Here is a 20,233-nt window from a genome sequence, read left to right as displayed (position 1 = left end):
GGCGCGCGATGAACATCTCCGCGCCCTTCATCTCACGGCCGGTCGCGACGACGCTGCTCGCCATCGCCGTGCTGATCGCCGGCGCGCTCGGCTACTGGAAGCTGCCGGTCTCGTCGCTGCCGCAGGTCGATTTCCCGACCATCCAGGTCTCGACGCGCCTGCCCGGCGCCAACCCGCAGACCATGGCGACGCTCGTCACCGCGCCGCTCGAGCGCCAGCTCGGGCAGATCCCGGCGCTGACGGGCATGACGTCGACGAGCTCCTTCGGCCTCAGCCAGATCACGCTGCGCTTCAACCTCGACCGCGACATCGACGGCGCCGCGCAGGACGTGCAGGCCGCGATCAACGCCGCCAATTCGACGCTGCCCAAAACGCTGCCCTATCCGCCGGTGTTCTCGAAGGTGAACCCGGCGAACGCCCCGGTCCTCACGATCGCGCTCACCTCCGACACCATCCCGATCCGCGACGTCTCGGACCTCGCCGACACCCTGGTCGCGCAACGGCTCGCGGAGGTGACCGGCGTCGGGCGGGTCACGGTCGGCGGCGGGGTGAAGCCCGCGATCCGCGTGCAGGCCGACATCCCGCGCCTCGCCTCCTACGGACTGGGGCTCGATTCGGTGCGCACCGCGATCGTCGCCGCCAGCACCTCGGGACCCAAGGGCTCGATTGACGGCGTCCGGCAGTCCTTCACCATCTCAGCCAACGACCAGATCACGACCGCCGCCGCCTACCGCGAGATCGTCATCGCGACCAAGAACGGCGCGCCCGTGCGCCTGAAGGACGTCGCCGAGGTCATCGACGGGCTCGAGGACAACGCCGTCGCCGCCACCTACCAGGGCAAGCCGGCGATCGTCATCGACGTGCTGCGCCAGCCGGGCGCGAACACCGTGGAGACCGTGACGGCGCTCCGCCGCGCGCTGCCGCATCTCCAGCAGGCGATGCCGGCGGGCGTTCTCGTCCACGTGGTCGACGACCGCACGGACACCATCAAGGCCTCGATCCACGAGGTGCAGCTCACGCTCGCGCTTTCGGTCGGCCTCGTCGTGCTGGTGGTGCTGCTGTTCCTGCGCACCTGGCGGGCGACGCTGATCGCCGGCGTCGCGCTGCCGCTGTCGCTGATCGCCACTTTCGCGGTGATGTGGGCCTTCGGCTTCTCGCTCGACAACCTGTCGCTGATGGCGCTCGTGATCGGCGCCGGCTTCGTGGTCGACGACGCGATCGTCATGATCGAGAACTGCGCCCGCCACATCGAGGAGGGCGCCTCGCCCATCAAGGCGGCCTACGACGGCGCGCGCGAGATCGGCTTCACCATCGTCTCGCTCACCGCCTCGCTGATCGCGGTGTTCATCCCGCTGCTGTTCATGAGCGGGCTGATCGGCCGGGTGTTCCGCGAATTTGCGGCCACGCTGTCGATCGCGGTCGTTGTGTCGATGATCATTTCGCTGACGCTGACGCCGATGATGTGCGCGCGGCTGCTGAAGCCGCATGTCCCGTCGGAGGTCTCGCGCATCGGCCGCTGGGCCGAACGGGCGACCTCGCGGTTGATCGAGGGCTACCGTCGCTCGCTGCTGGTCGTGCTCCGCCATCAGACCCTGACGCTGCTGGTGACGCTCGCGACGCTCGCCGCGACCGCGGGCCTCTACGTCGTCGCGCCAAAGGGCTTCCTGCCGCAGCAGGACTCCGGCCTGATCACCGCGACGCTGGAAGCGGGGCAGGACGTGTCCTTCGCCGAGCTGAAGCGGCTCGACGGCGCAGCGATCGCGGCGATCGAGAGCGATCCGGACGTGCGCAGCGTCGTCTCGGTGCTGGGCGTCGGCGAGAACATCCCCACGCCCAACGCCAGCCGCCTGAGCATCGTGCTGCAGCCCTTCGGCGAGCGGAACGCTCGCGCCGCGGACGTGATCGCCCGGCTGCAGGAGGCGGTCGCGCCGATCGCCGGCGTCTCGGTCGTGTTCCAGCCCGTGCAGGACCTGGAGATCACGACGCGCGCCAGCCGCGCGCGCTACCAGTACACGCTGACCGACGCCGACGCGGCGGAGCTGGCGCGCTCCGCGGCGGCGCTGGTCGATCGCCTGCAGGACGAGCCGGCGCTCCGCAACGTCGGCTCCGACGCCCGCTCCGGCGGCGTGCAGGCGCGGGTGGAGATCGATCGGCTGGAGGCGGGCCGTCTCGGCGTCACCGTGCAGGCGATCGCCGACGTGCTGAACGACGCCTACGGCCAGCGCCAGATCGCGACCATCTACGGCCAGTCGAACCAGTACCGCGTCATCCTGGAGGCCGCGCCCGGCCAGCAGAAGGACCCCTCCGCGATCGGCCGACTTTATGTCGCCGGCGCCGATTCCGTGCCCGTGCCGCTCGCGTCGGTCGCGCGGATCACGCTGGAGCCGGCGCCGCTCGTCGTCTCGAACGAGGAGCAGTTTCCGGCCACGACCATCTCCTTCGACCTCGCCGAGGGCTACGCGCTGAGCGACGCGGTGGCCGCCATCGAGCGCTCGGAAGCCGAGATCGACCTTCCCCCCACGGTGGTCGGCGCCTTTTCCGGCGACGCGGCCGAGTTCTCGGAGTCGCTCGCGGGCCAGCCCTGGCTGGTGCTTGCCGCGATCGTCACGATCTACATCGTGCTGGGGGTGCTCTACGAGAGCTTCATCCACCCCTTCACGATCCTCTCCACCCTGCCCTCCGCCGGCGTCGGCGCGCTGATCGCGCTCAAGCTGTTCGGGCTCGACCTGTCGATCATCGCGTTGATCGGCATCATCCTGCTGATGGGCATCGTGAAGAAGAACGCGATCATGATGATCGACTTCGCGCTCGAGGCCGAACGCGAGCGCGGGCTGTCGCCGGAGGACTCGATCGTCGAGGCGGCGGCGCTGCGCTTCCGTCCGATCATGATGACGACGCTCGCCGCCCTGCTCGGAGCGCTGCCGCTGGCGCTCGCCACAGGGCCCGGCGCGGAGCTGCGCATCCCGCTCGGCGTCGCCATCATCGGCGGCCTGCTGCTGAGCCAGCTGCTGACGCTCTACACCACCCCGGTGGTCTATCTCGCCATGGAACGGCTCCGCGCCGCCATCACGCGCCGTCCGGCGCCCGCCGCGGAGCCGGCGGAGTGAGCGGCGCGCGCGTCATCCCGGACGGCCGGAGGCCGATCCGGGATCGTCATCGGAAGACGCGGCCACACGCGCTGCGGCGGACGATCCCGGCTCTCCGCTGCGCTTCGGCCGGGATGACGGCGCCTCATTGGCGAAGGACTACCTGATGTCCTTCTCCACGCCGTTCATCCTGCGGCCCGTCGGCACGACGCTGCTCGCAGTCGCGTTGCTGCTGGTCGGCCTCACCGCCTACATGCGGCTGCCCGTGGCGAGCCTGCCGAACGTCGAGTTCCCGGTGATCTTCGTCACCGCGAGCCGGCCGGGCGCGGACCCGAGCACGATGGCCGCCACCGTCGCGGCCCCGCTCGAACGCTCGCTCGGCGCGATCGCGGGCGTGACCGAGCTGACCTCGGCCTCCTCGCTCGGCTCTACGCGCATCGCGGTGCGCTTCGACATCGGCCGCAACATCGACGACGCCGCGCGGGACGTGCAGGCGGCGCTGAACGCCGCCGCAGCCGACCTGCCGTCCGACATTCCGACACTGCCGACGTTCCGCAAGATCAACCCGGCGGCGGCGCCCGTGCTGGTGCTCGCCCTCACCTCCGAGGCGCTTCCCGCGAGCCGGATCTACGACGCCGCCGACAGCGTGCTGGTGCAGCGCCTGTCGCAGGTGGACGGCGTCGGCGAGGTCAACGTGCAAGGAGCGGAGCAGCCGGCGGTCCGCGTCCGCCTTGACGCCGACCGTCTCGCCGCCATGGGGCTGTCGCTCGACGACGTGCGGACGGCGATCGCAAACGCCAATGTGCTGTCGCCGGTGGGCTCCCTCGAGACCGACGAGCGCACGATCGCGATCTCCCTCGACGGCGAGCTCGGCGCCTCCGCCGCCCCCTATCGCGACGTGGTGGTGCGGGTGGCGAACGGGGCGACCGTGCGGCTCGGCGACGTGGCCGAGGTCACCGAAGGCACTCGCAACGCCCGCACCGCCGGCTTCTTCAACGGCAAGCCGGCGGTGCTGGTCAGCATCACCAAGCAGCCCGACGCCAACGTCATCGAGACCGTCGACGCCGTGAAGGCGCTGCTGCCGGAGCTGTCGAACTGGGTGCCGGCGGCGATCGACGTGACGGTGCTCGCGGACCGGACGACGACGATCCGAGCGAGCGTCGCGGATATGCAGCTGACGCTCGCGCTGTCGATCGCGCTCGTGATGCTGGTGGTCTTCGCCTTCCTGAAGCGCGCGGCGCCGACCTTCGCCGCAGGCGTCACGGTGCCGCTGGCGCTCGCCGGCTCCTTCGCCGGGATGTGGGCGTTCGATTTCTCGATCGACAATCTCTCCCTGATGGCGCTCGCCGTCGCGGTCGGCTTCGTCGTCGACGACGCCATCGTCATGATCGAGAACGCCTACCGCAACCTTGAGCTCGGCCTCAGCCCGCGCGAAGCCGCGCTGCGCGGCGCGCGCGAGATCGCCTTCACGGTCGTCGCCATCTCGGTCTCGCTGATCGCGGCCTTCACGCCGTTGCTGTTCATGGGCGGGCTCGTCGGCCACCTCTTCTACGAATTCACGATGACGCTGGTGTTCGCGATCGTCGTCTCCACGGTGGTTTCGCTCAGCGTCACGCCGATGATCTGCGCCCAGCTGCTGGAGGCGGAGCCCGCGAAGGAGGCGCGAGGGCTGATCACGCGGATCGCCGACCGCTACGCCGCGAGCCTCTGGCTGTCGGTGCGCGCGCCGTGGCTGATGGCGCTGCTTGTGGTGGGCGCGATCGCTTGGTCGGTCCACGCCTACATGGTGATCCCGAAGGGGTTCTTCCCGCAGGACGACACCGGGATGCTGAGCGCCTTCACGCAGGCTTCGCCCGACATCTCCTTCGGCGCCATGGTCGCGCTCCAGCAGAAGGCCGCCGACCTCATCGCCGCCGATCCGGCGGTCGAGTCGGTCGCGCCTTCCGTCGGCGGCGGCCGCGGCTCGGTCAACGAAGGCCGCATCCAGATCGCGCTGAAGCCGCTCGGCGACCGCCCGGCGGCGCAGGTGGTGATCGAGCGGCTGCGCCGGCCGCTGTCGCAGATTCCGGGCCTGCGCGTGTTCATCTCCGCCCAGCAGGAGATCCGCGCCGGCTCGCGCGAGGGACGCTCGCCCTACCAGTTCACGCTGTGGTCGTCGGACCTCAATCTGCTGCAGGAGACGGCGCCCAAGGTGGTGGCGCGCCTGTCCGCCATCTCAGCGCTGCGGGACGTGGCGACCGACCGCGAAGCCAACGGCCTCGAGCTCCTGGTGGACATCGACCGCAAACTCGCCTCCCGCCTCGGCGTCTCCATGTCCGCGGTCGACGCGGCCCTGAACAACGCGTTCTCGCAGCGGCAGATTTCGGTCATCTACGGCCGGCGCAACCAGTATCGCGTGGTCATCGAGCTCGATCCGCGGGCGGCGAGCGATCCCGGCGACGTGCTGAAAGTGCACGTACCGACCAGCTCAGGCTCCGAGATCCCGCTCTCGACGATCGCGACCATGCGGCGCCAGACGGCGCCGCTCGTCGTGAACCACCAGGGCCAATACCCCTCGATCACCATCACCTACGACATCGCGGACAAGGGGTCCGCGGGCGAGGCCATGGCGGAGGTGGAGAGCGCGGTCGCGGACATGCGCCTTCCCGACGCCGTGAACGCCGCCTTCGCCGGCGACGCGGCGGAGTTCGCCTCCTCCGCGGCGAGCCAGCAGGTCACGATCCTTGCGGCGCTGATCGCGATCTACATCGTGCTGGGCGTGCTCTACGAGAGCTACGTCCACCCGCTTACGATCCTGTCGACGCTGCCGCCGGCCGGCCTCGGCGCCCTGCTGGCGCTCCAGATCACCGGGACCGACCTCAGCGTCACGGCGCTGATCGGCATCATCCTGCTGATCGGCCTGGTCAAGAAGAACGGCATCATGCTGGTAGACTTCGCCCTGGAGGCGGAGCGCCATCGGGGCCTGTCGCCGCGGGACGCGATCGTCGAAGCCGCGCGCGTGCGCTTCCGCCCGATCCTGATGACGACCTTCGCCGCCCTGCTGGGGGCGCTGCCGCTGGCCTTCGGCGAAGGCCCCGGCTCCGAGCTTCGCCGGCCGCTCGGGATCACAATCGTCGGCGGGCTGATCGTGAGCCAGGCGCTGACGCTCTATACGACGCCCGCGATCTACCTGCTGCTCGACAAGCTGCGGCGGCGACGGAAGGCGACTTCGGAGCCTGCGCCCCAGCCCGCCGAATAGAAACGGCGAAGCAGGGGAGCACGCCGTCCCCGGCGCCTGGCTTGGGAGCCGAGAACCAGCGGCGCACCGCCGCCTCAGGTCTTTGACTGCTTCGTCTCAGGCCCGGCCGCTTCCTTGTGGCCGCCGAACTGGAACCGCATCGCGGAGAGCAGGCGGTCGGAGAACGGATGGTCAGTGCGCGAGCGGAAGCGCGCGAACAGGGCGGCGGCCAGCACGTCGGCCGGAACCGCCTCCTCGATCGCGGCCTCGATCGTCCAGCGACCCTCCCCCGAATCGGCGACCCGGCCCTCGAAACCGTCCAGCCCGGGGTCGCCCGCGAGGGCCGCCGCCGTCAGGTCCAGCAGCCACGACGACACCACGCTGCCGCGCCGCCAGACCTCGGCGACGTCGGCGACGTCGATGTCGAATCGCCGGTCCTCAGGGAGCTCCTTCGAGCCGCGGTTCTTGATGATGTCGAAGCCCTCGGCGTAGGCCTGCATCAGGCCATACTCGATGCCGTTGTGGATCATCTTGACGAAGTGCCCCGAGCCCGCCGGCCCGCAGTGCATGTACCCTTCGGCGACGCGGGGGTCGCGGCCCTCGCGTTTCGGCGTGACCGGGATGTCGCCGGCGCCCGGCGCGAGCGCCTTGAAGATCGGATCCAGCCGCTCGACCACGGCGGTTTCGCCGCCGATCATCAGGCAGTAGCCGCGCTCGCGGCCCCAGACGCCGCCTGAGGTGCCGACGTCGACATAGTGCAGGCCCATGGAACTCAGATCCGCGCCGCGGCGGACGTCATCTTTGTAGAAGGTGTTGCCGCCGTCGATGATCACGTCGTCCGCCGCGAGCTTGCCCGCCAGGGCCGCGATGGCGTCCTCTGTGATCTTGCCCTCCGGCAGCATCACCCAGACGGCCCGCGGCGCGGACAGCGCGGCGACGAGTTCGTCGAGCGAATGGGCCGGCGTCGCGCCCTCGCCCGCCAGCGCGTCGACCGCTTTTGCGTCGACGTCGTGCACCACGCAGTTATGGCCGGCGTCCATCAATCGTCGTGCGATGTTTCCGCCCATGCGGCCGAGGCCGACCACTCCGATGTTCATATTGCGATCCTGCGTCCGTCCGAAGGAGGCCCGCGGACGGGCCCGGCGACGAATGGCGACATAATCCCTTCGCAGCAGACGCCAAGAGGCAAGCGGCATGGCCGCCATGCGACGCCGAGGCTCGGTCTAAGACGGAGGTCCGGGATTGACGGCGACGCGTAGACGGGGCGAGATCACACCAGCAATAAGTAATCAAAATAATAAGCGACATCGGAGGATTCATGCCGTCGGCTCATTTGATGGGCGAGCGCTTTCGCGCGCGTCAGGCGCCCCGTTCATGAACGTGCAGGACACGACGATCCGCGGCCAGCAGCCTGCGACCGACGCCACGCTCCAGGCGCGCGTCAGCGAACTGCAGGCCGGTCTGGAGCATGGGCTCATCGGCGCGGGCGTTCTGATCGAGCGGTTGCTGATCGGCCTTCTCACCGGCGGCCATGTGCTGGTGGAGGGCGCGCCCGGCCTCGCCAAGACGCGCGCCGTGAAGCGGCTTTCGGCGGGCCTCGACGCCACCTTCGCGCGCATCCAATGCACGCCGGACCTGATGCCCGCCGACCTGACCGGCACGACCGTGTGGCGGCCGGACGAGGGCAAGTTCGAGTTCCTCGCGGGGCCGCTGTTCCATTCGCTGGTGCTGGTCGACGAGATCAACCGCGCTCCCCCGAAGGTGCAGTCCGCGCTGCTCGAGGCGATGGCGGAGCGGCAGGTCACGGCCGGCGCGAACACTCATGCGCTGCCCGATCCGTTCATGGTGGTCGCGACCCAGAACCCGATCGAGCACGAGGGCACCTTCCCGCTGCCCGAGGCGCAGCTCGACCGCTTCCTGCTGCATGTGGTCGTCGGCCTGCCGGACGCGGCGTCCGAGCGGCGCATTCTCGACCTGGTCGAGCGCGAGCAGGTTTCGGGCGAAGACGCCATGCCGTTGCGTCTCTCGGCGGACGAGGTCCGACGCGCGCGACGCGACGTGGCCAACGTCCATCTCGCGCCGGCGCTGAAGGACTACATCGTCCGGATCGTGACCGCGACGCGCGACGCCGACTCGGCGCCTGAGGTGAGGCGGGCCATCGAGTACCCGGTCTCGCCGCGCGGCACGCTGTCGCTCGCCGCGGCGGCCAAGGCGCGCGCCTATCTCCACGGCCGCGACCACGCCACGCCGGACGACGTCGCGGAGCTCGCCGCCGACACGCTCGCGCACCGTCTGGTCCTGACCTGGCGGGCCGCGGCGGACGGGCGCACGGCGCGCGACCTCGTCGCGCCGCTGCTCGACGCGGTGCGACCGCTCTAACGGGGCGAGACCGGCCATGGACGCGCTCCCTGTTCCCGGCGTCGATCTCGACGCTGCGGCCCTGCTTGGCCTGCGCCATCTCACGCGCCGCGCGGCGCCGTCGCGCGCCACGAGGCTCGCGGCGCGCCCCGGCGGGATCGTCACCCGCCGTCGCGGCCGCGGCAGCGAGATCGACGATGTCCGCCTGTGGGCCGACGGCGACGACATCCGCCACATCGACCGAAACTCGACCGCCCGCACCGGCGTGCCGCACGTCAGGACGTTTCGCGACGAGCGCGAGCGGGCCGTGCTGCTGGTCGCGGATTTCCGTCCGTCGATGCTGTTCGGCACCAAGCGCGCCTTCCGCTCGGTGGCGGCCGCGGAAGCCCTGACGCTCGTCGGCTGGCGCGCGTCCGGCGAAGGCGGGCGCATCGGGCTGCTCGCCGCGACGGCCGACGGCGAGCCGGATTTCGTGCGGCCGAAGGGCGGCGAGCGCGCCATGACCGGCATGGTCGGCGTGATGGCCCGCGCCCACGCGCGCGCCCTCAAGCAGTCCGACCGGGCCGATCCCCCGCTCGACGCGCTGATCGAGACCGCGGTCGGGGCCCTGCCCCGCGGCGGCCACCTCGTGCTCGCGAGCGGCCTGGACGTTCCCGGTCCGCGTTTCGACGAGGTGGTGAAGGCCGCCATGTCGCGGGTTTCTGTCAGCGTGCTGCTGATCGCCGACGCGTTCGAGACCCGCGCGCCGAAGGGCGTCTATGCCTTCCTCACCCGCGAGGGGCGCAGCGGCTGGCTCTCCGGCCGCGACGAGCGCCCGGTGGGACCCGACCCGCGGGTGGAGCGGCTGAACGCGCTCGGCGTGCCGGTCTTCCCGATCGACTCGGACCTTGGCGCCGAACGCGTCGCCCCGCTGCTGGAGCGCCTCGATGCCGCCCGCTGACGAACTCGCGAACCTGCGCGGCATCCGCCTCCCGCCGATGGAGACCTGGTTCTGGGCGGACATCGGCTTCGCGGTCGCGATAGGGCTCGCCGCGGCGCTGCTGGCCGCGCTGCTGCTGCGGCTCGTCCGGCGACCGAAGAAGCCCTCGTTGCGGGCCGCGGCCCTCGCGGAGCTCGCCGCGGCGAAGTCGCTCCCCGTGGCGGAGCGGCGCGCCGCCCAGGCGGCGCTGCTCCGCCGGATCGTCCGCACCGTCGAAGGCGAGGACGCCGCGCGCGCGACAGGCCCGGCCTGGGCCGCGACGCTGGACCGGACGCTTGGCGTCGACCTGTTCGAGCGGCGGTCCGGCCGCGTGCTGGTGGACGGGCTCTACGCCCGCGAGCTGCCCGACGACCCGGCGCTCGACCGCGAATTGGATGCGGCCGTCGCCAAGGTGGGCCGCTGACGCCATGTGGACCTTCGCGACGCCCCTCGCCTTCCTGCTGCTGCCGCTGCCCTTCCTGGTGCTGCGCTTCGCCCGCGCCGATCGGCGATCCGGCGGGGCGATCAAGGTGCCCGGCACGATCGTCGGCTCCGGGGAAGAGGCGCCGACCACGGCCTCCGCCACCGGCGGCCGCAAGATCTTCGCCTGGGTCGCCTGGGTCGCGCTCGTCGCGGCGCTTGCCGGCCCCCAGATCGTATTGCCCGTGCAGGCGCTGCCGACCACCGGACGCGACCTGTTCCTGGCGCTCGACCTCTCCGGCAGCATGGAGCGCACCGACTTCTCGATGGACGGCGCCACGCGCCGACGGCTCGACGTCGTCCGCAAGATCGGCTCGGACTTCGTCCGCCGCCGGGCCGGCGACCGCGTGGGCCTCGCGGCCTTCGCCGACCGGGCCTATGTGGCGGCGGAGCCGAGCTACGACGTTGAGGCGGTGGCGCAGGCGCTCGACTCCGTCGCGATCGGACTGGTCGGCCGCTCCACCGCCATCGGCGAGGGCCTCGGCCTCGCGCTGCGCCGGCTGGCCGACGCGCCGGGCAAGAGCCGCGTCGTCGTGCTGCTCTCCGACGGCGCGAACAACGCCGGCGCCGCGACGCCGAAAGACGTCGCGCGGCTGGCGAAGGAGCTTGGCGTGCGCGTCCACACCATCGCCATGGGGCCCCGCGACACCACCGAGATCACCGGCTACGACCCGGACGTGGTCGACGCCGAGACGCTGAAGGCGATCGCCGACGCCAGCGGCGGCCAGTTCTTCCGGGTGCGGACCACCGAAGACCTCCAGGCGGCGATCAACTCCATCGACGAGATCGAGCCGACGCGCACGCTGGCGCCCCCGGCCAACGCCTGGCGCGAGCTCTGGCCGTGGCCCGCGGGGCTCGCCCTCGTCGCCGCGGCCGCCACCGCGATCGGCGGGAGGCGCTTCTCATGATCGAGCTGGATGGGTTCGGCCTGCTCCGGCCGCTCTGGCTGCTGGCGATCCCCGCCTCGCTCGCGCTCGCCTTCGTCGCCGTGCGCCGCGCGGGCGGCGTCGGCGATTGGCGCCGCGCGATCGACCCGCACCTGTTCGACGCCCTCGCCCGGCGCGGCGTCGTCGTGGCCGGCCGCGGCCGGAGCGGGCTGCTGGCCGCGCTCGCGGCGGCCCTCATCGCGCTCGCCCTCGTCGGGCCGGCGATCGAGCGGCCGGGCGTGCAGAACTTCCGCAACCTCGACGCCGCGATCGTCGCGGTCGACGTCTCCCGTTCGGTCGCCGACAGCGGCGAATTCCAGGACGCCAAGATCGCAGCGCTGGGCGCGGCGCAGGCGGCAGGGTCGCGCCAGGTCTCGGTGCTGGTGTTCGCTGGCGACGCCTATCTCGCGAACCCGCCCACCACCGACCGCCGCACCATTGAGACGACGCTCGCCGCGCTCGACGCCCAGACCGTTCCCGACGTCGGCAGCGCGCCGTCGCGGGCGCTGGCGCTCGCCCACCGCACGCTGCGCGATTCCGGCGTCGTCGGCGGCGACGTGGTGCTGATCAGCGACGGAGGCGGGCTCGACGAAGGCGCGCAGAACGAGACGCGCTCCCTCGTCGCCGACGGGCATCGGGTGAGCGCCCTGTACGTCACCTCGGCGACCGCGACGCCGAAGCGGGCGATGGAGACCGGCCGGCCGGAGCTGGAGGCTCTCGCCGCGCTCGGCGGAGGCGCCTTCGCGACCGTCGGCGCGCCGGACGCGGTCTACGCCGAGGTGCAGCGGTCGACCGCCGGGCGGCTGGGGCCCAGCCCCTACGCCTCTCTCGCCTGGCTCGATTTCGGCCGCGCGCTGCTGCTGTTCGCCGCGGCGCCTCTTTTGCTGATTTTCCGGAGGGGCGGATGACGCGCATCGTCGCCGTGCTCGCGCTGATCCTGGTCGCGATCGTCGCCACCGACCCGCGGGAAAGGATCGGCCGCGCGCTCTACCATGCGGGGCTTCCCACGCTTGCCGGCATGACGCTGGACGGGCCGGCCTGGCGGGCGGCGATCTACTACGCGCAGGGGCGTTACGCCGAGGCCGCGGAACTGTTTCAGGGCGAGACCTTTCGCAGCGCGCACTACGATTTCGGCACTGCGCTCGCCAAGGCGGGCCGGCTGAAGGAGGCGGAAACGGCGCTGAACGAGGCGCTGATGTTCGATCCCAACGACGAGGACGCGCGCTACAACCTCGCGATCGTCGAAGCCCTGCGCGCGAAGCAGGAAGATCAGAAGCGCGACGCCCGCAACGCCGCCAACGCCAACGCCGCCAAGCAGAAGCGCGGCGGCGAGGCGCCGACCGACGCCGAGAACGACGTCAACTCTACCGGCGACGGCATGGCCGGCGACCGCGACTCCGGCCGCGAAGCCTCGACGCCCGGCGGCAGCCAGGTGGCGCGGGTGGGCCGCGCCGAGCAGACCCGTATCGATTCAGGGCGCGGCGCGGCGCGCGGCTCGATCGGCGCGGCGGAGGGCGGCGGCCGCACCGGCTCCGAACAGGCGAGCGTCGCGAAGCAGATGGAGCAGCCGTCGCTCCGCCTGCAGAAGAGCTACCAGCAGCAGGCGGTGAGCGCCTCCCGCCAGTGGCTGGAGACCGTGCCGGACGATCCCGGCCGCTACCTCAGGCTGAGGCTCGCCGCCGAACGCGCCCGCCGGGCCGAACGCGGTCTCGCGGCGCCCAGCGGAACGGAGCAATGGTGATGCGCCCCCTCCTCGCCGCCTTCGCGCTCCTCGCCTTGATCGCGCTCCGTCCCGGAGCGGCGCTCGCGGACCCGTCCGAGTTCGACGACGTGCGGCTGGAGGTCACGCCGCTCAACACGGCGGCGCCCTATCCGCGCGAGCTGGTGCTGCTGCGGATCCGCGGGGTCTACCGGCCGCTGGTGAACCGGGAGAAGCTGATCCAGCCGCCGCTCACCAACTTCGCCTGGCAGGAACTGGGCAAGGACGCGGTCTCCGTCATCGAGGACGACGGCTACACCAAGCGCCTGTTCGAGCGGACGATCGCGATCTACCCCGAGAAGAGCGGCCCGCTCGTGATCGAGCCGTTCGTCCACAAGCTGACCGTGGTGGACGGCGCGCGGCAGCGCGAGATCGAGGTGAAGTCGAAGCCGATCACGCTCGACGTGGCGGAGTGGCAGGGGCCGCGCGGGCCCGACGACCAGAAGTTCTGGTGGCTGCCGGCGGGCAAGGTCGAGGTGCTCGACGACTGGTCGATCGACCCCGAGCGGGTGCCGCGCGGCGTCACCGCCAAGCGCACGGTGACGATCCTCGCCGAGGGCGTGCCCGCCGACGCGCTGCCGCCCACCCCGCTGATGACCTCCTCGGGCATCATCAGCTTCCGCGGGCCGGAGACGCGGGAAACCAAGATCACCGCGAAGGGCCCGGTTTCACGTGCGAGCTACAGCTGGGAGATGCGGCCGATCACGGCCTATCCCGCGACGGTGCAGGAAATACGGTTCCAATGGTTCGACACCGGCGCCCGCACGATGCGCGAAGCCGTCATTCCCGCCCGCCGTATGGCCTGGGCCGCCGCCAACGTGACCGACGCGGCGCCCCCACCTCCACCGGAGAGGCCGACGGTCGCCCTGCTCGCCGGCGCCGGCGGCGCGGCTTTTCTTGCGGGCCTCGTCGTGATGCTGCTCGGCGTCGGCCGCGAGACGCTACGTCTGCCCACGCGGCTTCCGCACGAGGCGCGCGCCATGAAGCGCGCGGCGCGGCAGAGCGATCCGTCAGCCTTCCGAGCCGCCGTGACGGCGCTCGCCCGGCATGAGCCGGGGCCGTGGCGAACAGCGCCCGAGGTGCGCGAGGGACTGGCGGCGCTCGACCGCCATCTGTTCGCCGGTGCGGGCTCGACGCCCTGCCCCGACCTCCGGGCTCTCGCCCGCTCGGTCATCCAGGCCCGGCGGGCCGCCGCCGTAGCGGCGCCCAGAGCGTCGGCCCTTGCCCCGCTCGACGGGCCGATCACGCGTTAGGGCCGACGCCGCTTCCGACGGAATCGCCTCAGCGCTTTGGCAGCCAGCGCGCGATCCGGTCGAGCGCGTCGGCGATCTCCGCTTCGGCCCCCGCGAACGACATCCGCACATAGGCGTGGCCGCGTTCGCGGTCGAAGTCCACGCCGGGGGTGAGCGCGACGCCCGCTTCCGCCAACAGCGCCTTGGCGAAGGCTGTGCTGTCGTTCGAGAAGCGACCGACGCCCACATAGGCGTAGAACGCGCCGTCGAGCGGCAGGATCTCGTCGAGCCCCATGCGCGGCAGCCGCTCCAGCAGCATGGCGCGATTCACGGCGTAGGCCTGCCGGTAGGCCTCGCAGGTCTCCCGGTCGTCGAGCGCGGCCTCCGCCGCTCCCTGGCTGAGCGTCGGCGCGGAGATGAAGAGGTTCTGCGCCAAGGGCTCCACCACGCGCACCAGCCGCTCCGGCAGCACCAGCCAGCCGATGCGCCAGCCCGTCATGGCGTAGTATTTCGAGAAGCTGTTCACGACGATGGCGTCGTCGTCGAAGGCGAGCGCGGTGGCGGCCGGCGCCTCGTATGTTAGGCCGTGGTAGATCTCGTCCGACACCAGCCAGATCCCGAGCTTGCGGCAGGTCTCGGCGAGGTCCGCGAGATCAGGCGCGAGCGTCATCACGCCGGTCGGGTTCGCCGGGCTCATGGCGAGCACGCCGGCGAGCGGCTGCTCGGCGTGCGCCGCCGCCACCATCTCCGCCGTCAGCGCCCAGCGCGAGGCGGGGCCGGTCGCGAGCTCCACGGGCGTGAGGTCGAGCGCGGTCAGGATGGCGCGGTAGGCGGGGTAGCCGGGGGACGGGATCGCGACCCGCGCGCCGGGCTCGAACGCTGCGAGGAAGGCGAGCGCGAATCCGCCGGAGGACCCCGTCGTCACCACCACGCGCTCCGGCGCCACCGCGACATCATAGGTCTCGCGGTAGTGGCGGGCGATTCGCGCGCGCAGCGACGGCCGGCCCAGCGCCTCGGTGTAGCCGACGTCGCCCGCGGCGATCATCCGCATGGCGGCCTCGGCCGCGGCCTTCGGCGCGGGGGCGCTGGGCTGGCCCACCTCCAAATGCCGGATGGTTTCGCCCGCCGCGACGCGGACGCGGGCGTCGCGCATCACCTCCATGGCGAGGAACGGCGGCACGGCGAGCGCGCGGCGCGACGGCGTGGTGAGAGCCGGGCGGCGATCGGGAACGGTCATCGGGTCGGCGTCGCTCGCAAGTCGTGGGTCATGACTCGGGTCACGGCTCGGTGACGGTCGGCGCGTTGACCCGGCGTCGGCGCGGCCCTTAAGTGACCCGCGCAACAATCGGTTCTCCTCTTAGCGAGGCGCCTCGCCGCATGGAACCCCGCCCGCAGACGACCCGCCCCGCGCTTTTCCGAAGGCTGGCGCGCGCCGGCACGGCCGTAATGTGCGCGATCGCGCTGTTCGTGTCGTCGCTGCCCCAGCCGGCGCAGGCCCAGGGGCTCGGCGGCTCGATCATCCGCGACGCGGAGATCGAGGGGCTGCTGCGCGACTACATGCTGCCGATCTACCGGGCGGCCGGGGTCGATGCGGGCGCGGTCGAGATCGTGCTGATCAACTCCAAGGTGTTCAACGCCTTCGTCGCGGACGGCCGGCGCATCTTCGTCAACATCGGCGTGCTGCTGGACGCCAAGACGCCGAACGAGGTGATCGGCGTCCTCGCCCACGAGACCGGCCACATCGCCGGCGGCCACTTGGCCCGGCTGAGGCAACGGCTCGACAGCATGCAGACCATGGCGATCGTCGCCATGCTGCTCGGCGCCGGCGCGATCGCGGGCGCGGCCGCCGGCGGCGGCCTCAACAACGGCTCCGGCGGCGCAGCGATCGGCGCCGCGATGGCCCCGCAGGAGATGATGCGGCGGACGCTGCTCTCCTACCAGCGCGCGGAGGAGCAGGCGGCCGACCGCGCGGCGGTGAACTATCTCACCAAGACCGGGCAGTCCGCCAAGGGCATGCTGATCACCTTCAAGCGCTTCGCGGACCAGACCGCCTTCTCGCAGCGCTTCATCGACCCCTACGCCCAGAGCCATCCGATGCCGCAGGACCGCATCGCGAACCTCGAGGACCTGGCGAAGAAGAGCCCCTACTACGACAAGCTCGACGCCCCCGCCCTGCAGGCCCGCCACGACCTGATGCGCGCCAAGCTCGTCGGCTTCGTCGACGGCCTCCAGGGCGTCGGGCGGCGCTACCCCATGACCGACCAGAGCCTTCCCGCCCGCTACGCCCGCGCGATCGCCACCTACCGTTCGGCCTCGCTCACCAGCGCGATCTCGCAGATCGACGGGCTGATCGCGGGCCAGCCGCAGAACCCGTGGTTCCAGGAGCTGAAGGGGCAGGCCTATCTCGAGAACGGCCGCGCCGCGGACGCCATCCCGCCGCTGCGCCGGGCGATCGCGCTCGCGCCCAACGCCACGCTGATCCGCACGATGCTGGGCCAGGCGCTGGTCGCGAGCGGTTCGACCCGCGACAGCGACGCCGCGATCTCGGAGCTCGTGCGCGCCACCGCGCGCGACTCGAAGAACGCCGACGGCTTCCGCCAGCTGGCCCTCGCCTACGCCCGCAAGGGCAAGATTCCGGAAGCCGATCTCGCCTCCGCGCAGGCCGCCTTCGCCTCCGGCGATTTCGGCACGGCCCGCCAGATCGCCGAGCGCGCCAAGACCGGGTTCAAGCGTGGAACGCCGGGCTGGCTGAAGGCCGACGACATCGCGAGCTACACGCCGCAGAAGATGAACTGAGGACCGGACCGGTCGGTGGATCATGAGATCATGCAGGACATCGATTGGCTGAGGCGGCTGGCGCGCTTTCTGTATCAGGCCGCAACTCGACAGTTGAGCCTCCGAAAGACCCGACGCCGCGAACTTGGCCCGCGCGACGACCGCGTCGGTGATGCGCTCGTCGCCCGCGATGGGTATGTTCCCGAGGGGAGCGTCCCTGCGACGCAAGTGTCGATGGCGCCGACGCCCTGGCCAGCGACCGTCGTCCCGCCCCTCCGCCGTCGTTCCGCCATGGATTCGACCGACAAGGGTCCGAACGGGCGCCCGACGCGTAAGCCCTGAGAACACGACCGAGGACGCCCATGCCCCGCTCTTTCCGCAGCATCGCCCTCGCCGGCGCAGCTCTCGCCGCTCTCGCCGGCCTCGCGCTCGTCGAGCTGCCGTTCGAGACGGCGACGGCGCAGACCTCCACCACCACGCTGGACAAGCCTGCCATCGAGCAGATCGTGCGGGATTACATCGTCAACAATCCCGAGATCCTGATCGAGGCCCAGAAGGAGCTGACCAAGCGCCAGGAGGCCGCGCAGGCCGCCGCCTCGCGGCAGAAGCTCGCCGAAAAGCCCGCGACGCTCGAGAATTCGAAGCTGCAGGCCGTGCTCGGCAACCCCAACGGCGACGTCACGCTGGTCGAGTTCTTCGATTACAACTGCGGCTATTGCAAACGAGCTCTCGGCGACGTCAACGCGCTGATCGAGGCCGACCCGAAGCTGAAGGTCGTGCTCAAGGAGTTCCCGATCCTCGGCCGCGGTTCGGCGGAGGCGGCGCAGGTGTCGGCGGCGGTCAACGTGATCGCTCCGGACAAGTACCGCGCCTTCCACGACAAGCTGCTGGCGGCCCAGGGCCAGGTCGACGGCGCCGCCGCGATCCAGGCGGCGAAGGATGTCGGGATCGATCAGGCCGCGCTGAAGAAGGCGTTTTCGCACCCCGACGTGAAGGCGACGCTCGAGGAGAGCTACGACCTCGCGAACCAGTTCGGCGTCGAGTCGACGCCCACGTTCATCCTCGGCGACGCGATCCTGCCCGGCGCGGTGGGCGTCGACGCCCTCAAGAAGCGCATCGCCGCCGTGCGTGAATGCGGCAAGGCGGCCTGCTGAGACTTTGGGGAGCGCCTGAAGACCTTCGTCATTCCCCGGTTTATCCGGGGAATCCAGGCGAGATCGTCGAGCGGCGACCGTGGATGCTGGATGCCCCGGATAAACCGGGGCATGACGCGCGGCGCGGCTGACCAAGCACGCAGGCCGCCGCTTCCGCCAAAACCCTGGATCTTGCGAACGCCCCGTCCCCGCACCACGTTTTTAGCGCGGCGCTGACGCCGCGGTACGAAGTCCTGCGAGGCGCCCCGTCCTGATGTCGACCACTCCGCTTTCTCCCGCCCAGCCGATCCAGCGCGAGGCGTTCGACCCGCTGGCCGATCCGCGTCTCTACGAAGGCGTGCTCAGCCGGCGCGTCCTGGCGTTCTGCGTGGACTTCGGGGTCGTCTTCACGCTGACGGCGATCGCGAGCGTCGTGATCTTCTTCTTGGGCGTCGTCACGCTGGGCCTCGCCTGGCTACTCTACGGCGGCGTGTTTCCGGCGATGGCGATCCTCTACTCCGGCGCGACGCTCGGCGGCGACAAGGCGGCGACCTGGGGCATGCGCCTCACGGGCCTGACCGCGCGCATGACCGACGGCGCCAAGCCCGGCTTCCTGATCGCGGCTGCGCACGTCGTTTTCCTCTACGTGTCGTTCACGCTGCTGACGCCGTTCGTCCTGCTGGTGGGCCTGTTCACCCGCCGGAAGCAGCTGCTCCACGACCTCGTGCTGAGCACCGTGCTGGTGGACCGCGGCCGTCTGGAAGGTCGCAGCTACTGACCGACTTGCCGCGCGTCGCGCCGCTGCTATCCTGATCTGGAAAGCGGCGGCCGGCCGCTTCGCAGGGACCTCCCGTGACCGCCCATTCGCGCGACACGCCGCAGTTCTACCTTACCGCTCCGTCGCCCTGCCCCTATCTCAAGGGGCAGTTCGAGCGAAAGGTCTTCACCCACCTCGTGGGTGAGAACGCCGCGCACCTGAACGATCTGCTGACCCACGGCGGCTTCCGCCGGAGCCAGACGATCGCCTACCGCCCGGCCTGCGAAAGCTGCCGGGCCTGCGTCTCCGTGCGGGTGCGGGTCGACGACTTCGTCTGGACCAAGGCTTTCCGCCGGAACCGGGCCATCAACGCCGACCTCGTCGGGGCGGACGTGGGCGCCAACCCGACCTCCGAGCAGTATTCGCTGTTCCGCGCCTATCTCGACCACCGTCACTCCGACGGCGGCATGGCCGACATGACGGTGCTGGACTACGCCAGCATGGTCGAGGACAGCCACGTCCGCACGCGGCTGACGGAATACCGCCGCCGGGGACCGGACACCGCCATCAACGGCCGCGGCGCCGGCCCGCTCCACGCGGTGGCGCTGGTGGACCGGCTCTCGGACGGCCTCTCGCTGGTCTACTCGTTCTACGATCCCGAGCAGCGCGACCGCGGCCTCGGCACCCACGTGATCCTCGACCATGTCCAGCGCGCCAAGGCGCTTGGCCTGCCGTATCTCTACCTCGGCTACTGGGTCTCGGGCTCCAACAAGATGGACTACAAGCGCCGCTTCCGCCCGCAGGAGCATCTGAGCCCGATCGGCTGGACGCTCCTGAACGACTGAGCGCGCCGCCGCCGCCCTCCCCGCGCTTGACGCCGCGCCTGCGCTTCAGTTGAGTGCGCCGCGCTGGAGACCCCTATGACCGCCGTCACCCTGATCGACAACTACGACAGCTTCACCTGGAACGTGGTGCATGCGATCGGCTCGCTCGGCGCCGAGGTCTCCGTGCGGCGCAACGACAAGACCACCGTCGACGAGGTGATGGCGACGCGCCCCGACGCCATCGTCATATCGCCCGGTCCGTGCACCCCGCACGAGGCCGGCATCTCCTGCGCGCTGATCGAGCGCGCGGCGGCGGAAGGCGTGCCCGTGTTCGGCGTCTGCCTCGGCCATCAGGCGATCGGGGAGGTTTTCGGCGGTGCGGTGGTGCGTGCGCCGACGCCGGTGCACGGCAAGCTCGCCCGCGTGAACCACGCGAACGGCGGCGTGTTCCGCGGCATAAACGGACCGCTCTACGCCACCCGCTACCATTCGCTGGTGGTCCGGCGCGACGACCTGCCGGAGGCTCTCCAGGTGACCGCGGAGACGGACGACGGCCTGATCATGGGCCTGTCCCACCGCACGCTTCCGATCCACGGCGTGCAGTTCCACCCCGAGTCCATCGCGTCCGAGCATGGCGCGACGATCTTCGCGAACTTCCTCGACGACGCGCGCCGCTGGAACGCCGAGCGCCGCCCTCCCGCCCGCCTCGCCGGCTGAGGGGGCTCCGA

General features: G+C 71.2%; 16 protein-coding genes. 14 read left to right on the top strand and 2 right to left on the bottom strand.

Annotated elements, in window-relative coordinates; all coding sequences use genetic code 11:
* Positions 1 to 8 precede the first annotated feature (8 nt).
* A complete protein-coding gene (locus tag JOD31_RS00220) occupies positions 9 to 3,107 on the top strand; it encodes an efflux RND transporter permease subunit (protein WP_204948319.1) in 3,099 nt (1,032 codons plus the stop codon).
* A gap of 145 nt (positions 3,108 to 3,252) precedes the next feature.
* Positions 3,253 to 6,324: an efflux RND transporter permease subunit gene (locus tag JOD31_RS00215; RefSeq protein ID WP_204948318.1), complete on the top strand. Its 3,072-nt coding sequence runs from the start codon at positions 3,253 to 3,255 to the stop codon at positions 6,322 to 6,324.
* Positions 6,325 to 6,398: 74 nt separating this feature from the next.
* Here the strand turns inward: JOD31_RS00215 and gnd are convergent, their stop codons facing one another.
* Positions 6,399 to 7,499 (bottom strand): phosphogluconate dehydrogenase (NAD(+)-dependent, decarboxylating), encoded by a 1,101-nt coding sequence (gene gnd / locus JOD31_RS00210; protein ID WP_204948317.1) that lies wholly within the window; start codon positions 7,497 to 7,499, stop codon positions 6,399 to 6,401.
* Between the two features lie 178 nt (positions 7,500 to 7,677).
* Here gnd and JOD31_RS00205 point away from each other — a divergent pair, with 178 nt between their 5' ends.
* The 7 genes from JOD31_RS00205 to JOD31_RS00175 are packed head-to-tail and all read left to right on the top strand — an operon-like array spanning position 7,678 to position 14,037.
* Complete coding sequence (locus tag JOD31_RS00205; RefSeq protein ID WP_204948316.1) at positions 7,678 to 8,682, top strand: AAA family ATPase; 1,005 nt, start codon at positions 7,678 to 7,680, stop codon at positions 8,680 to 8,682.
* Positions 8,683 to 8,698: 16 nt separating this feature from the next.
* The gene (locus JOD31_RS00200) at positions 8,699 to 9,601 is read left to right on the top strand and encodes a DUF58 domain-containing protein (protein ID WP_204948314.1); all 903 of its coding nucleotides are present in this window, start codon (positions 8,699 to 8,701) and stop codon (positions 9,599 to 9,601) included.
* The gene (locus JOD31_RS00195) at positions 9,588 to 10,043 is read left to right on the top strand and encodes a DUF4381 family protein (RefSeq protein WP_204948313.1); all 456 of its coding nucleotides are present in this window, start codon (positions 9,588 to 9,590) and stop codon (positions 10,041 to 10,043) included. The genes JOD31_RS00200 and JOD31_RS00195 overlap by 14 nt, the downstream gene beginning before the upstream one ends.
* A gap of 4 nt (positions 10,044 to 10,047) precedes the next feature.
* Complete coding sequence (locus JOD31_RS00190) at positions 10,048 to 11,007, top strand: VWA domain-containing protein (RefSeq protein ID WP_204948312.1); 960 nt, start codon at positions 10,048 to 10,050, stop codon at positions 11,005 to 11,007.
* Complete coding sequence (locus JOD31_RS00185; RefSeq protein WP_204948311.1) at positions 11,004 to 11,933, top strand: VWA domain-containing protein; 930 nt, start codon at positions 11,004 to 11,006, stop codon at positions 11,931 to 11,933. Before JOD31_RS00190 ends, JOD31_RS00185 begins: the two co-directional genes overlap by 4 nt.
* Entirely contained in the window at positions 11,930 to 12,766 is an 837-nt protein-coding gene (locus JOD31_RS00180; RefSeq protein WP_204948310.1) for a tetratricopeptide repeat protein, read from the top strand. Before JOD31_RS00185 ends, JOD31_RS00180 begins: the two co-directional genes overlap by 4 nt.
* Positions 12,766 to 14,037 (top strand): BatD family protein, encoded by a 1,272-nt coding sequence (locus JOD31_RS00175; protein ID WP_204948308.1) that lies wholly within the window; start codon positions 12,766 to 12,768, stop codon positions 14,035 to 14,037. Before JOD31_RS00180 ends, JOD31_RS00175 begins: the two co-directional genes overlap by 1 nt.
* 28 nt (positions 14,038 to 14,065) lie before the next feature.
* Here JOD31_RS00175 and JOD31_RS00170 read toward each other — a convergent pair whose 3' ends face one another.
* Complete coding sequence (locus tag JOD31_RS00170) at positions 14,066 to 15,253, bottom strand: pyridoxal phosphate-dependent aminotransferase (RefSeq protein WP_204948307.1); 1,188 nt, start codon at positions 15,251 to 15,253, stop codon at positions 14,066 to 14,068.
* Between the two features lie 140 nt (positions 15,254 to 15,393).
* On the opposite strand from JOD31_RS00170, the gene JOD31_RS00165 reads away from it, so the two are divergent.
* The 5 genes from JOD31_RS00165 to JOD31_RS00145 all read left to right on the top strand — a co-directional run bounded on the left by JOD31_RS00165 (position 15,394) and on the right by JOD31_RS00145 (position 20,222).
* On the top strand, positions 15,394 to 16,812 hold the full coding sequence (locus JOD31_RS00165; RefSeq protein ID WP_204948306.1) for a M48 family metalloprotease: 1,419 nt from the start codon (positions 15,394 to 15,396) through the stop codon (positions 16,810 to 16,812).
* Between the two features lie 341 nt (positions 16,813 to 17,153).
* Positions 17,154 to 17,945, top strand: a complete 792-nt coding sequence (locus tag JOD31_RS00160) for a DsbA family protein (RefSeq protein WP_204948305.1) — start codon at positions 17,154 to 17,156, stop codon at positions 17,943 to 17,945.
* A 253-nt stretch (positions 17,946 to 18,198) separates the two neighbouring features.
* The gene (locus JOD31_RS00155) at positions 18,199 to 18,702 is read left to right on the top strand and encodes an RDD family protein (RefSeq protein ID WP_246482284.1); all 504 of its coding nucleotides are present in this window, start codon (positions 18,199 to 18,201) and stop codon (positions 18,700 to 18,702) included.
* A gap of 74 nt (positions 18,703 to 18,776) precedes the next feature.
* Positions 18,777 to 19,526, top strand: coding sequence for an arginyltransferase (locus tag JOD31_RS00150; RefSeq protein ID WP_204948303.1), 750 nt, complete (start codon positions 18,777 to 18,779; stop codon positions 19,524 to 19,526).
* 75 nt (positions 19,527 to 19,601) lie between these two features.
* Positions 19,602 to 20,222, top strand: a complete 621-nt coding sequence (locus JOD31_RS00145) for an anthranilate synthase component II (RefSeq protein ID WP_204948302.1) — start codon at positions 19,602 to 19,604, stop codon at positions 20,220 to 20,222.
* Positions 20,223 to 20,233: the final 11 nt, after the last annotated feature.

It is taken from the genome of Methylopila capsulata, assembly GCF_016907975.1.
In the GTDB taxonomy this organism is placed as follows: Bacteria; Pseudomonadota; Alphaproteobacteria; order Rhizobiales; family Methylopilaceae; genus Methylopila; species Methylopila capsulata.
The sequence above is the reverse complement of the archived record's forward strand: the minus strand, read 5'-3'. Positions and strand labels throughout refer to the sequence as shown.

Coding starts and splice junctions, on each gene's coding strand:
- JOD31_RS00220 (WP_204948319.1), top strand. CDS start 9: ATGAACATCTCCGCGCCCTTCATCTCACGGCCGGTCGCGACGACGCTG.
- JOD31_RS00215 (WP_204948318.1), top strand. CDS start 3,253: ATGTCCTTCTCCACGCCGTTCATCCTGCGGCCCGTCGGCACGACGCTG.
- gnd (WP_204948317.1), bottom strand. CDS start 7,499: ATGCCGCTTGCCTCTTGGCGTCTGCTGCGAAGGGATTATGTCGCCATT.
- JOD31_RS00205 (WP_204948316.1), top strand. CDS start 7,678: ATGAACGTGCAGGACACGACGATCCGCGGCCAGCAGCCTGCGACCGAC.
- JOD31_RS00200 (WP_204948314.1), top strand. CDS start 8,699: ATGGACGCGCTCCCTGTTCCCGGCGTCGATCTCGACGCTGCGGCCCTG.
- JOD31_RS00195 (WP_204948313.1), top strand. CDS start 9,588: ATGCCGCCCGCTGACGAACTCGCGAACCTGCGCGGCATCCGCCTCCCG.
- JOD31_RS00190 (WP_204948312.1), top strand. CDS start 10,048: ATGTGGACCTTCGCGACGCCCCTCGCCTTCCTGCTGCTGCCGCTGCCC.
- JOD31_RS00185 (WP_204948311.1), top strand. CDS start 11,004: ATGATCGAGCTGGATGGGTTCGGCCTGCTCCGGCCGCTCTGGCTGCTG.
- JOD31_RS00180 (WP_204948310.1), top strand. CDS start 11,930: ATGACGCGCATCGTCGCCGTGCTCGCGCTGATCCTGGTCGCGATCGTC.
- JOD31_RS00175 (WP_204948308.1), top strand. CDS start 12,766: ATGCGCCCCCTCCTCGCCGCCTTCGCGCTCCTCGCCTTGATCGCGCTC.
- JOD31_RS00170 (WP_204948307.1), bottom strand. CDS start 15,253: ATGACCGTTCCCGATCGCCGCCCGGCTCTCACCACGCCGTCGCGCCGC.
- JOD31_RS00165 (WP_204948306.1), top strand. CDS start 15,394: ATGGAACCCCGCCCGCAGACGACCCGCCCCGCGCTTTTCCGAAGGCTG.
- JOD31_RS00160 (WP_204948305.1), top strand. CDS start 17,154: ATGCCCCGCTCTTTCCGCAGCATCGCCCTCGCCGGCGCAGCTCTCGCC.
- JOD31_RS00155 (WP_246482284.1), top strand. CDS start 18,199: ATGTCGACCACTCCGCTTTCTCCCGCCCAGCCGATCCAGCGCGAGGCG.
- JOD31_RS00145 (WP_204948302.1), top strand. CDS start 19,602: ATGACCGCCGTCACCCTGATCGACAACTACGACAGCTTCACCTGGAAC.